The 11,833-nt window shown below is 71.7% G+C and carries 14 protein-coding genes; 10 read left to right on the top strand and 4 right to left on the bottom strand.

The window, feature by feature from the left end; genetic code table 11:
- Positions 1 to 12 precede the first annotated feature (12 nt).
- From AMY39116_RS0330185 to AMY39116_RS0330175, 3 genes are read right to left on the bottom strand one after another with little or no spacing between them, the layout of a single operon-like run.
- A complete protein-coding gene (locus tag AMY39116_RS0330185) occupies positions 13 to 1,515 on the bottom strand; it encodes a 3-hydroxyacyl-CoA dehydrogenase (protein WP_020421341.1) in 1,503 nt (500 codons plus the stop codon).
- Positions 1,512 to 2,267 (bottom strand): 3-oxoadipate--succinyl-CoA transferase subunit B, encoded by a 756-nt coding sequence (locus tag AMY39116_RS0330180; RefSeq protein ID WP_020421340.1) that lies wholly within the window; start codon positions 2,265 to 2,267, stop codon positions 1,512 to 1,514. The genes AMY39116_RS0330185 and AMY39116_RS0330180 overlap by 4 nt, the downstream gene beginning before the upstream one ends.
- Position 2,268: 1 nt before the next feature.
- Positions 2,269 to 3,198, bottom strand: a complete 930-nt coding sequence (locus AMY39116_RS0330175) for a CoA transferase subunit A (protein ID WP_020421339.1) — start codon at positions 3,196 to 3,198, stop codon at positions 2,269 to 2,271.
- Positions 3,199 to 3,305: 107 nt separating this feature from the next.
- On the opposite strand from AMY39116_RS0330175, the gene AMY39116_RS0330170 reads away from it, so the two are divergent.
- Entirely contained in the window at positions 3,306 to 4,199 is an 894-nt protein-coding gene (locus AMY39116_RS0330170) for a LysR family transcriptional regulator (protein WP_020421338.1), read from the top strand.
- Here AMY39116_RS0330170 and AMY39116_RS0330165 read toward each other — a convergent pair.
- Positions 4,186 to 4,824 carry a TetR/AcrR family transcriptional regulator gene (locus tag AMY39116_RS0330165; RefSeq protein ID WP_020421337.1) on the bottom strand — a complete coding sequence of 213 codons (639 nt, stop codon included), beginning with the start codon at positions 4,822 to 4,824 and terminating at the stop codon, positions 4,186 to 4,188. The genes AMY39116_RS0330170 and AMY39116_RS0330165 overlap by 14 nt on opposite strands.
- A 112-nt stretch (positions 4,825 to 4,936) precedes the next feature.
- On the opposite strand from AMY39116_RS0330165, the gene AMY39116_RS0330160 reads away from it, so the two are divergent.
- The 9 genes from AMY39116_RS0330160 to AMY39116_RS0330120 all read left to right on the top strand — a co-directional run bounded on the left by AMY39116_RS0330160 (position 4,937) and on the right by AMY39116_RS0330120 (position 11,831).
- On the top strand, positions 4,937 to 5,902 hold the full coding sequence (locus tag AMY39116_RS0330160; RefSeq protein ID WP_020421336.1) for a zinc-binding alcohol dehydrogenase family protein: 966 nt from the start codon (positions 4,937 to 4,939) through the stop codon (positions 5,900 to 5,902).
- A gap of 105 nt (positions 5,903 to 6,007) precedes the next feature.
- Positions 6,008 to 7,318: an MFS transporter gene (locus AMY39116_RS0330155; protein WP_020421335.1), complete on the top strand. Its 1,311-nt coding sequence runs from the start codon at positions 6,008 to 6,010 to the stop codon at positions 7,316 to 7,318.
- 14 nt (positions 7,319 to 7,332) lie between these two features.
- Entirely contained in the window at positions 7,333 to 7,791 is a 459-nt protein-coding gene (locus AMY39116_RS0330150) for a MaoC family dehydratase (protein ID WP_020421334.1), read from the top strand.
- Between the two features lie 79 nt (positions 7,792 to 7,870).
- Positions 7,871 to 8,476: a M15 family metallopeptidase gene (locus AMY39116_RS0330145; protein WP_020421333.1), complete on the top strand. Its 606-nt coding sequence runs from the start codon at positions 7,871 to 7,873 to the stop codon at positions 8,474 to 8,476.
- A gap of 48 nt (positions 8,477 to 8,524) precedes the next feature.
- The gene (locus AMY39116_RS0330140) at positions 8,525 to 9,199 is read left to right on the top strand and encodes a response regulator transcription factor (RefSeq protein WP_020421332.1); all 675 of its coding nucleotides are present in this window, start codon (positions 8,525 to 8,527) and stop codon (positions 9,197 to 9,199) included.
- A complete protein-coding gene (locus tag AMY39116_RS0330135; protein WP_020421331.1) occupies positions 9,192 to 10,256 on the top strand; it encodes a HAMP domain-containing sensor histidine kinase in 1,065 nt (354 codons plus the stop codon). Before AMY39116_RS0330140 ends, AMY39116_RS0330135 begins: the two co-directional genes overlap by 8 nt.
- A 36-nt stretch (positions 10,257 to 10,292) precedes the next feature.
- Positions 10,293 to 10,766 (top strand): GNAT family N-acetyltransferase, encoded by a 474-nt coding sequence (locus AMY39116_RS0330130; protein ID WP_020421330.1) that lies wholly within the window; start codon positions 10,293 to 10,295, stop codon positions 10,764 to 10,766.
- 78 nt (positions 10,767 to 10,844) lie between these two features.
- Positions 10,845 to 11,360, top strand: a complete 516-nt coding sequence (locus tag AMY39116_RS0330125) for a lytic polysaccharide monooxygenase auxiliary activity family 9 protein (protein ID WP_020421329.1) — start codon at positions 10,845 to 10,847, stop codon at positions 11,358 to 11,360.
- A 60-nt stretch (positions 11,361 to 11,420) separates the two neighbouring features.
- The gene (locus tag AMY39116_RS0330120) at positions 11,421 to 11,831 is read left to right on the top strand and encodes a RidA family protein (RefSeq protein ID WP_020421328.1); all 411 of its coding nucleotides are present in this window, start codon (positions 11,421 to 11,423) and stop codon (positions 11,829 to 11,831) included.
- The last annotated feature ends 2 nt before the right edge of the window (positions 11,832 to 11,833 follow it).

Here is an 11,833-nt window from a genome sequence, read left to right as displayed (position 1 = left end):
GCTTTCTCCTCCTCAGACGTCTTCGGGCACGGTGCCCGCGGCGGTCAGCGGCAGGCCGAGCTGCGCGCGTTCGGCCAGCCACCGCGTCGGGCGGTAGCGCGAGTCGCCGGTGGCTTCGTGCAGCGCGCGCTGCAGCGTGAGCAGCCGGGCCGGGCCGACCTCGTCGCCCCAGGCCAGCGGGCCGCGCGGGTAGCCGAGCCCGAGCCGCACGCCGAGGTCGATGTCGGCGGGCGCGGCGATGCCCTGCTCGGCGATCGAGGCGGCCACCGAGACGATCGACGACACCAGCCGTTGCGCCACACCGCCTTCGACGTCCCGCACCACCGACACCGCTTTGTCGCCGCGGGCCAGGACCGCTCGCGCGTCCCGGGCCGCGGCCGGGTCGGCGGCCGGGGTGATCGCCAGCACCCGGCGCGCGGCCCGGATCGACAGCGGGTCGACGCCGAACGTCCGCTCCGGCGGCAGCCCCTGCGCGGCGATCGCGGTGGCGACCGTGGTGCCCCACGTGGTGACGAGCGCGACCGCGTCCTCGGCGAGCGTGTCGGCGACCTTCGCCCCGGCCTCGCTCAGCGCGGCGCGCAGTTCGTCGTCGTCCGTCCACACCGGACGATCCGCGTCCCCGGTGATGGGCTTCTCGACGGGCTTTTCGGCGCCCTCGGTGTAGTCGAACCAGCCCTGCTTCGTCTTGCGGCCGTGCAGGCCGGCGGCGACCCGGTTCGGCGTGAGGAAGGACGCGCGCAGGCGGTCGGAGTAGCGGAACCCGGCCCAGATCGACTCGATGACCGTCGCGGTGACGTCCAGCCCGGTGAGGTCCATCAGCTCGAACGGGCCCATCTTCAGGCCCAGCACGTCACGCGCGATGCGGTCCAGCTCGGCCGGCTCCGCGGCCTGGCGCTCCAGCAGCGCGAGCGCCTCGGTGACCAGCCCGCGGCCGGCGTGGTTGATCAGGAAGCCCGGCGTGTCCGACACGACGACCGCGCTGTGCCCGGTGTCCCGGACCAGTGCGGACACCGTGTCCACCACCTCGGGCCGGGTCCGGGCGCCGGGGATCACCTCGACGATCTTCATCAGCGGCGCCGGGTTGAAGAAGTGCAGCCCGACCAGGCGGGACGGATCGGACAGCCGCGCCGCGATCTGCGTGACCGGCAGCGACGAGGTGTTCGTGGCGAACACCGTCGTGGGCGGCAATGCCTTCTCCAGTTCGGTGAACAGCGCGGCCTTGGTGTCCAGGTCCTCCCGGATCGCCTCGATCACCAGGTCCGCCTCGCCCGGCTGTGCGGGGGAGTCCAGCGGCACCAGGCGCGCGCCGATCGCGGCGGCCTCCTCGGCGGTGCTGCGGCCCTTCGCCACGGCCCGGTCGAGCATGCCGCGGACGAACTCCACGGCCTCGCCGACCGACTCCGGCCGGGCGTCGGCCAGCTCCACGGTGTGCCCGGCGGTCGCGGCCCACTGGGCGATCCCGCGGCCCATCACCCCGGTCCCGACGATCCTGATGCGCACGGTCCTCTCCTTCATCGCAGATACACCCGCTCCGGGTCGACATCTTCGCGCAGCAACCGTAGTTCGGCCTCGCTCGGCGGTTCGATCACCGTCAGGTCGCCGCCCACCTCCAGCGGCCAGCCGGTGCACTCGCGCGCCTGGTCCACGGTGACGCCAGGGTGCAGCGCGACCAGCTTCAGCTCCTCTCCCGGGCCACTGCGCGCGAGGATGCCGAGTTCGGTGATCACCCTGGTGACGCCGAGCCCGGCGGGCCGCACACCGTCGGCGAGGGCCCGGTCGGGGCCGGGCGAGGTGCAGAAGTCCAGTTCGTCCACAAAGGACCGGGGGTCGTGGCGGCGCATCACCACGAACACCTCGCGCGAGTTCGCCATGACCTCCATCGCGCCGCCGGAACCGGGCAGCCGCACCTTCGGGGAGTGCCAGTCGCCGATCACCGAGGAGTTCAGGTTGCCCCAGCGGTCGATCTGCGCGGCGCCGAGGAACCCGACGTCGATGTGCCCGCCCTGCAGCACGTAGCCGAACAACGCGGGCATCGACAGCACCGCCTCGGCACCGGTGATCAGCACGGCGTCGGCGATGGTCTCCGGCAGGTGCGACGGGTGCGCCCCGCACACGCCCGACTCGTAGACGATCTCCAGGTCCGGCGCGACCGTCAGGTGGGCCAGCGACGCGGCCAGCGTGGGCAGGCCGATGCCGGCGAACACCGTGCGCTTGCCCGCCAGCTCGCGGGAGGCGACGACGGACAGGATTTCACTCGAGGTGGTCATGTCAGAGCCTCCGTCCGTAGTTCACCGGTTCGCTCAGCGCTTCGCCGACCGCGAGGCCGGCCCAGAACTCCTCGCCCAGCTTGGCGACGTACTCGGCGTGGTCGGCCGTGCCGTGCACCCACTCCGCCATCCACGCGGCCAGCTTCTCCTTGTCCCTGCTGATGCCCGACCACGCGCGGTAGAAGGCGTTGTCGCGGTCGTAGTAGCCCTGCGCGAACGACGGGTGGGCCCCGCGCGGGACCTCGACCACCGCGTCCACGGCGTGCGCGGGCACCACCGTGCGGTTCGGGTCGGAGCGGACCACCTCGTCGGCCACGATCTCCTCGACCACGACGATCGCCTTGTCCGCGGCGAACACCGCCTCGGCCTGGATGCCGGTCAGGCCCCAGATCTGGGTGTTGCCCGCCCGGTCGGCGCGCTGGGCGTGGATGATCGTGACGTCCGGGTTGACCGGCGGGACGACGTAGATCTGCTCGTCGCCGTAGGGGGAGGCGACCTTGCGGATGTTCGGGTTGACGCCAGGCAGGTCGGAGCCGGCGTAGGAGCGCAGCGGGTAGAACGGCAGGCGCTGCGCCCCGGCGAGGTAGCGGCAGATCAGGCCGTAGTGGCTGTACTCCTCGAACTCCAGCGGCTCGGGGTCGGCGTGCTCGATCCGGCGGCGCAGCTCGCCCAGCGACCCGGCGGAGGAGTTGCCGACGAACGAGGACACCAGCTTGCGCACGCACCCGCCGGCGAGCATCTGGTCGACGACGATGTCCGCGGTCATCCGGACGACGGTGAGGTCGCGGCGGCCCTGGCGGATGATCTCGTGCCCGGCCGCGGTGGGGATGAGGTGCGTGAACCCCTCCAGCGCGACGGTGTCCCCGTCGTGCACGAAAGCCGCGACCGCGTCGCGCAGGCTCATCGTCTTGTCCGGACCCGGGCGGGGCATCGTCGCGCTCCTGTGCTGCTCGTGGATGGGGCGGTCTTCACCGTGCCACCGAGATTGATTAGTGTCCAATACCGAATCGGAGTCAGATCAAGACGGAGCTGGTAATAATGGAGCTGCGTTACCTCACGTCCTTCCTGGCCGTGGCCGAGGAGCTGCACTTCGGGCGCGCCGCCAAGCGGCTGCAGATGGCGCAGCCGCCGCTGTCGCAGCAGATCCGGCAGCTGGAGAAGGAGCTGGGGGTCCAGCTGTTCGAGCGCAACACCCGCTCGGTGCGGCTGACCAGCGCGGGCGAGTCGTTCCTCGCGCCGGTCCGGCGGGTGATGGAGGACCTGGACATCGCCACGAAGGCGGCGCGCGCGGCCGGCCGGGGCGAGTACGGGCGCGTGACGGTGGGGTTCGCGGGCGCATCCAGCCACGAGAGCCTGCCGCTGCTGACCCGCGCCGTGCGGGCCGCGCACCCCGGGCTGGAGCTGGTGATGCGCGGCCAGACGTATGCGAACGTGGCGCTGGCGCGCGTCGCGGACGGCTCGCTGGACCTGGGGTTCGTCCGGCTGCCGATCACCCAGCCCGGCGTCGAGGCACGGGTGATCGACGAGGAGGAGATGATCTGCGCGCTGCCGTCGGACCATCCCCTGGCGCGGCTGGACGAGGTGCCGGTCGAGGCGCTGGCGGAGGAGGCGTTCGTGAGCTTCCCGGCCAACGCGGGGTCCAGCGTGCGGGACGCGACCGTGCGGGTGTGCGTTTCGGCCGGGTTCAACCCGCGGGTGGTGCAGGAGGCGCCGGACTCGTACACGATCCTCGCGCTGGTGGCGGCCGGGGTCGGGGTGACGCTGACGGTGTCGTCGTGCCAGCACATCCAGCAGACGGGGCTGGCGTACCGGCCGCTGGCGGGTGAGCCGGTTCGGTTGCAGGCCGCGCTCGCCTGGCGGCCGGACAACCCGTCGGCGGCGTTGCGGACGGTGCTGGCGATCGCGGAGCAGGCCTTGCCTACGCCTGCTTAGGGGTCCTGGCGGATTGCGCGCCGTGGGGTGACACGCTGAGCAGGGGAAGCCACACGGTGTCCACGATCTCGACGATCGCCTCGTCCGGGACCGCGCCCATGCGCATCAGCATGTCGTGGCGCAGCAGGTCGAAGGGCAGGTTCACCAGGCGCGCGGACCGCGGCTCGTCCGCGAGCTCGCCGCGTTCGACGGCGCGCTCGACGAGCGCCGCGAAGGGGGGCGTCTGGTCCGCGGGGCGGAGGCGGCCGCGCAGGTCGTCGAAGGTGGTTCCGGTCTCGCGGAAGTAGTCCGCCAGCTGGATGCGCAGGAGCACCACCGCGCGGGACCGCTCGGCGTTGATCGTGCGCAGGAGTGCGAGGGCGTCCTGGCGCAGGCTGCCGGTGTCGGGAGGGATGTCGAGTGGACGCCAGTGCCGGGCGAGTGTGGCGACGAGGAGGTCCTCGCGCTGTGGCCAGCGGCGGTAGAGCACCGGCTTGCTGGTGCCGGCGCACGCTGCGACTGCCTCGTAGGTGAAGCCGTGGTAGCCCTGGTCGACCAGAACCTCCCAGGCGGCATCGGTGATCGCGTTCTCCAGGGTGGCACCCCTGCGTCGCGTGGCAATGCCCTCCGTCCGCCGCTCACTCATCACTGCCCCCTGTCGTCAGCCATTCGGTTAGATCCGCTTGCGTATCTTAACCCGCGGACGTAGTCTCGGACCCATAAGATACCAAGACGTTTCTAAACGGGGGGAGATCCGCATGTCCACGATCAACGCCGCGCTTGTCGAGTCCTTCGACGAGCCGCCGCACTTCCGCTCCGTCCCGGCTCCTGAGGCTGGTCCCGACCAGGAGGTGGTGGACGTCCTCGCCGTCGGCGTGCACCCCGCCACGCGCGGCATCGCCGCCGGCAAGCACTACACGAGTCCCCAGGCACTGCCCGCCCTGGCGGGTGCGGACGCCGTCGTCCGCCGGGCGGACGGCAGCCTCGGCTACGTCATGCTCATGGGCGCAGGCACCCTGGCCGAGCGCATCGTCGTCGATCCGGCCGCCGTCATCCCGGTTCCGGACGGAGCCGATCCCGCGCTCGTGGCCGCCACCATGAACCCGGCGCTGTCCTCATGGACTGCGCTGCGCACCCGCGTGCCGTTCCAGGCCGGGCAGTCGGTCCTGGTGCACGGCGCGACCGGCAACGCCGGCTCGACGGCCGTCAAGGTCGCCAAGCACCTCGGCGCGGGGCGGGTGATCGCCGCCGGACGCAACCGCGCCCGCCTCGACGAACTCCTCGACCAGGGCGCGGACGCCGTCGTGCAGCTCCGCCCCGACGAGGACGCCACCGCGGCCGCGCTCGCCGAGGCCGCCGCCGAGGTCGACGTGGTCCTGGACTACGTGTGGGGGCAGCCCACCGAACTCGCCATGCGTGCCGTCCTCGGAGCGCGGACCCAGCACACCCGCCTGCTCGACTGGGTGCAGATCGGTGGCATGGGCGGCGACGGGATCACCCTGTCCGGGCACCTCCTGCGCTCCAACGCTTTCCGGGTCCTGGGCAGCGGCTTCGGCGCCGTGGACACGCAGGTCATGCAGGCGGAGTTCACCGAGCTCGTCGCCGCGATCGCGGCGGGCGGCATGGCCGTGCGCCCGCACCCGTTCCCGCTCGACCAGGTCGAGGCGGCCTGGGCCCACCGGGACGCGCCCGGGGAGCGCACCGTCATCCTCCTGCGTGATTGAGACGACCGCCGTCTTACCGGCCCCGCGATTCGGTATTGGACTCTTCTAGGTCCCGTTTGGCACGGTGTCCGAGCAACACGGGATCTCAAGGGAGAGAAAATCACCATGAGCACGGCCACGGCGGCCAGACGAGCGGGCATCGGGTCGTTCATCGGCTCGACCATCGAATGGTTCGACTTCTACATCTACGGCACCGCGTCGGCGCTGGTCTTCGACGAGGTCTTCTTCCCCGAGCTGGACGGGGCGCTCGGCACGCTGGTGGCCTTCGCGACGTTCTGGGTCGGCTTCCTCGCCCGCCCGCTGGGCGGGGTGATCTTCGGCCACTACGGCGACCGCCTCGGCCGCAAGAAGACACTGGTCATCACGCTGCTGATGATGGGGATCTCGACCACGCTGATCGGCGTCCTGCCCTCCTACGCACAGATCGGCGTCGCCGCGCCGTTGCTCCTCATCGCGATCCGCATGGTGCAGGGCATCGGCCTCGGCGGGGAGTGGGGCGGCTCCGTCCTCATCGCCTCCGAGCACGCGCCCAAGGGCAAGTCGATCCTCTACGGCGCGTTCGCCCAGCAGGGCTCGCCCGTCGGCAACACCCTGAGCACCGTCTGCTTCCTGGCGATCAGCCAGCTGCCCGACGACGCGTTCACCTCGTGGGGCTGGCGCCTGCCGTTCCTGTTCTCCGCGCTGCTGGTGATCGTCGGCCTGTTCATCCGGCTGCGGGTCGCCGAATCGCCGGCGATGGCGAACCTCATCGAGAAGAAGGAGGTCGCCAAGCTGCCGTTCACCGAGGTGCTCCGCACGCAGCCGCTGCTGATCGTCCTCGGCATCGGCGCCTGCACCATCGGCCTGTCGGCCACCTATTTCAAGTCGACGTTCGCGTTGTCCTGGGCCACCTCGGACCTCAGCTTCGACAAGAGCTCGTTCCTGACGATCATCCTGGTCGCCAACATCACGCAGATCCTGGTGCAGCCGTGGGGCGCGGTGATCGCGACGAAGATGCGCAGCTGGTCCCGCGCCGTGATCGTGATGCTGGTGCCGGAGATCCTGCTGATGCCGCTGATGTTCCTGTTCATCGGCACCGAGAACTACGCGCTCGCGATGATCGGCACCGCGGTCGCGACCGTGCCGCACTGCCTGTACTACGCGGCGCTGGCCGGGATGCTCGCCAGCCGCTTCCCCGCGAACGTGCGCTACACCGGCATCTCCCTGTGCTACCAGCTGTGCGGCACCCTGCTCGGCGGCACCACCCCGATCGTGGGCCAGTTCCTGCTGAACCAGACCGGGTCGATCGTCGCGGTGATCGTGTACGCGGTGTTCCAGGTCGTGCTGACGCTGGGCTGCATGCTCGCGTTGCTGCGCAAGCCCAACTACGACGAGCGCGCCGGCGAGCCGACCGGTGCGCAGGCCGTCGCGGCCTGAGGGGAGTGACTTCGATGCCGGTGGTGGCGAACGGGATCCCGGAGATCCTGGCGCTCGCGGGACGAGACCTGGGCCGCTCGTCGTGGCGGGAGGTGACGCAGGAGCTGATCGACGCCTACGCCGAGGTGTCCGGGGACCACCAGTGGATCCACACCCACCCCGCCCGCGCGGCGGACGGCCCGTTCGGCCGCACGATCGCCCACGGCTACATGACGCTGAGCTGGGGCATCCCGATGGTCGCCGAGCTGCTCCAGGTCACCGGCGTCGGCATGGCGCTGAACTACGGGGTCAACAAGGTCCGCTTCCCGGCGCCCGTCCCGGTCGGCAGCCGGGTGCGGCTGCACGCCGTGATCGCCGCGGTCGAGGAGGTCGGCCGCGGCGGGGTGCAGGTGACGCGGAACTTCACCTTCGAAATCGAGGGCTCGGCGAAACCGGGCTGCGTGGCGGAATCCCTGACCCGCTACTACCCGTAAGACATATCGCGGGGACATATCGCGGGCGTATCGGAAAGCGCAGACGCCGTGGCAACAGCCTCCCGCCTTCAGTGGAGGTATGAACCACACCCTGCCACTGCCCGCGCCCGCCCGGCGCGTCCGCCGGATCGTGCTCGCCGGCCTCGCGATCGCCGGGGTGGTGATCGCCGCGCCCGGGGTGCGGCGGCTGTTCGTGGCCGCCGCGCCGCCGGTTCCGTGGACCACCCTCGGCGAGGCCGACGGTGTCGTCCCGGACGGCGCGCCGGTCTCGGTGTGGGACGAAACCCCGGCGGTGGGCAAGCTCGACGCCGACCTCCTCGACGCGCTGCGGCGTGCGGCGAAGGCCGCCGAAGCGGACGGCGTCCAGCTCCGCGTCAACAGCGGCTGGCGCTCGCCCGAGTACCAGGAGGAGCTGCTGCGGCGCGCGGTCGCCCGGCACGGCTCCCGGCAGGAGGCCGCGCGCTGGGTCGCGACCCCGGAAACGTCGCCGCACGTGGCGGGCGAAGCCGTCGACATCGGCCCGGCCCGCGCCGCGGCGTGGCTGTCCGCGCACGGCGCCGCGTACGGGCTGTGCCAGATCTACCGCAACGAGCCCTGGCACTACGAACTCCGCCCGGACGCGGTGCGCCACGGCTGCCCGCCGATGTACCCGGACCCGTCGGAGGACCCGCGGATGCGGCCGTGATCCGCTCCGGATATGCGGGCGATATGCCGCGCTGCCTACGCTGCCGATATGCGCGTGCTGATCGTGGAGGACGAGCCCTACCTGGCCGAAGCAGTCCGGGACGGCCTGCGGCTGGAAGCGATCGCCGCCGACATCGCCGGTGACGGGGACACCGCGCTGGAGCTGCTCAGCGTCAACTCCTACGACCTCGCGGTCCTCGACCGCGACATCCCCGGCCCCTCCGGCGACGAGATCGCGCGGCACATCATCGCCTCCGGCAGCGGCACCCCGATCCTCATGCTCACCGCCGCCGACCGGATCGACGACAAGGTCTCCGGGTTCGAGCTCGGCGCCGACGACTACCTCACCAAACCGTTCGAGCTGCGGGAACTGGTCCTGCGGTTGCGGGCGCTCGACCGCAGGCGCGCGCACGCCCGGCCGCCGGTCCGCGAGATCGCGGGCCTGCGGGTGGACCCGTTCCGCCGGGAGGTCTACCGCGACGGCCGCTACGTCGCGCTCACCCGCAAGCAGTTCGCCGTGCTGGAAGTCCTCGTCGCGGCCGAAGGCGGGGTGGTGAGCGCCGAGGAGCTGCTGGAGCGGGCCTGGGACGAGAACGCCAACCCGTTCACCAACGCCGTCCGCATCACCGTGTCCGCGCTGCGCAAACGGCTCGGCGAGCCGTGGCTCATCGCCACCGTGCCCGGCGTCGGATACCGGATCGACACCGGCGGAGACCGTGGATAGGCGTCGCGGGCTGAGCCTGCGGCTGAAACTCACCCTCAGCTACGCCGGGTTCCTCCTGCTCGCCGGCGCGCTGCTGATGGTCTTGCTCTGGGTGCTGCTCGTGCGTTCGTTCCCCGACCGGGCGCCCGGGCCGCCCCGGCGCCCTCCCGGCCTGCTCGCCGTCGGCGGGCCCGCCGCGGCCACCGCGGTGGCCTTCCTGCTGTTCTTCGGCCTGCTCGGCGGATGGGTGCTCGCCGGGCGGATGCTGGCGCCGCTGAACAGGATCACCGACGCGGCGCGGCGGGCGTCCGACGGCTCGCTGTCCCACCGCATCCGCATGGACGGCCCGGACGACGAGTTCCACGAGCTCGCCGACGTGCTCGACACGATGCTGGAACGGCTCGAATCCCAGGTCACCGAGCAGCAGCGGTTCGCCGCCAACGCCTCGCACGAGCTGCGCACGCCGCTGGCGATCTCGCAGACGCTGCTCGACGTCGCCCGCAAGGACCCGACGTGGGACCGGGACGAGCTCATCGAACGCCTGCACGTCGTCAACACGCGGGCCATCGACCTGACCGAGGCGCTCCTGCTGCTCAGCCGCAGCGACCGGCGCAGCTTCACCCGCGAGCCCGTCGACCTGTCCCTCGTCGCCGAAGAAGCCGCCGAAACACTCCTGCCCCTCGCCGAACGACGCGGGATCAAGCTCGGCGTCGCCGGCGAGGCGGCGCGGGTCACCGGTTCGGCCGAGCTCGTCCTGCGGATGGTGACGAACCTCGTCCAGAACGCGATCGTGCACAACCTCCCCGCCGGCGGCACCGTCACCGTCCACACCGGACCGGCCGGGGACGCGAGCGTGGTGCGGGTGGAGAACACCGGGCCGCCGTTGCCGCCGGACCTGGTGCCGACGCTGACCGAACCCTTCCACCGCGGCACGAAACGCACCCGCACCGGGGAGCACGCGGGGGTCGGCCTCGGGCTCGCCATCGTGGCGAGCATCGTCCGCGCCCACGACGGAACGCTCGAACTCGCTGCCCGGCCGGAGGGCGGACTCGTCGCCACCGTCCGGCTGCCCCGCTGACCGGTCCGACGGGGAAGGGCTGCGAGGATCGGAGGTGTGATCGAAGTACGCGCTGCCCGCCCGGAGGAGTTCGAGGCCGTGGCCGCGTTGCGGTGGCGGTGGGTGGCCGAGCGGGACGGTCCGCCGCCGGGGGTGGACCGCGGCCGGTTCGTCCGGGAGTTCGCCGTGTGGGCGCGGGAGCACGCGACCACCCACCGGTGCCTCGTCCTGGTGCGGAAGGGTGCGGTGATCGGGATGGGGTTCCTCGCGATCACCCCGCGCGTGCCGGCGCCCCAGTCGTTCTCGCGCACCTCCGGTGACGTGCAGTGCGTGTACGTGGTGCCCGAAGCGCGGGACGCCGGCCTCGGCGGACGGCTCATCGACGGGCTGCTGGAGCTGGCCGTGGAGCTGGGGGTGGAACGGGTGACCGTGCATTCGTCGTCGCGCGCGGTGAGGGCCTACGAGCGGCACGGTTTCGCCGTCTCGCCGCTGTTGCTCCAGAAGGTGGTGCTTTTCCGACCGCGCCGTTGACCGCGAACAAACTTCACGTTATGGTCCATATCACGTGGTCTAGACCAAAAGTCATCCGGGTTCACGCAAGGAGCCGACATGACCATCAGACGACGCATCGCGACCATCGCCGCCGGGGCGGCCCTCGCTCCCATCGCCCTCGTGGCCCTCCCGGGCACCGCCAGCGCCCACGGCTACGTCAACTCCCCGCCGAGCAGGCAGGCCCAGTGCGCACAGGGGATCGTGCCCTGCGGCGACATCAAGTACGAACCGCAGAGCGTGGAAGGCCCGAAGGGGCTGCGCAGCTGCAGCGGCGGCAACACCCGCTTCGCCGAGCTCGACGACGACAGCAAGGGCTGGCGCGCCACCCCGGTCGGCAACACGGTGACCTTCACCTGGAGGCTGACCGCCCAGCACCGCACCAGCACGTGGGAGTACTACATCGGCGGCACCCGCGTCGGGTTCGTCGACGACGGCGGCGCGCAGCCCCCGGCGACCGTCTCGCACCCGGTCGACCTCAGCGGCTTCAGCGGGCGGCAGAAACTCCTGGCGGTGTGGAACATCGCCGACACCGCCAACGCCTTCTACGCCTGCGTGGACCTGCAGATCGGCTGACGGCGCGTCTGTCCACCCCGGACGGTTGCCGCGCACCCGCCCGGGGTGGATCATGGCGGGGTGAACCGCTGGAACCCCGACACCGTCGCGTCGCCCGCCGGGCGCTACAGCCACCTCGCGTCCGTGCCCGAGGGGCACGAGATCGTCTACCTCGCCGGGCAGCTCGGCGTGCGGCCGGACGGCACGCTCGCCGGGCCGGACGCGCGGGCCCAGGGCGAGCAGATCTTCGCCAACATCGAGGCGCTGCTCTCCGCCGCCGGTGGCGGGCCGGAACACCTGGTGAAGCTGCTGACGCTCGTCGGCGGGGTGGAGCACCTCGACGGCTACCGCGCGGCGCAGGCCGAAGCGTTCAAGCTCTGGTTCCCCGGCGACGACTTCCCGGCACAGTCGCTGGCCGTGGTCGCGGCTCTGGCCGCGCCGCAGTACGTCGTCGAGGTCGAGGCGATCGCCGCGATCCCGCGGAAAGGCTGACC

It is taken from the genome of Amycolatopsis sp. ATCC 39116, assembly GCF_000231075.2.
In the GTDB taxonomy this organism is placed as follows: Bacteria; Actinomycetota; Actinomycetes; order Mycobacteriales; family Pseudonocardiaceae; genus Amycolatopsis_E; species Amycolatopsis_E tucumanensis.
The sequence above is the reverse complement of the archived record's forward strand: the minus strand, read 5'-3'. Positions and strand labels throughout refer to the sequence as shown.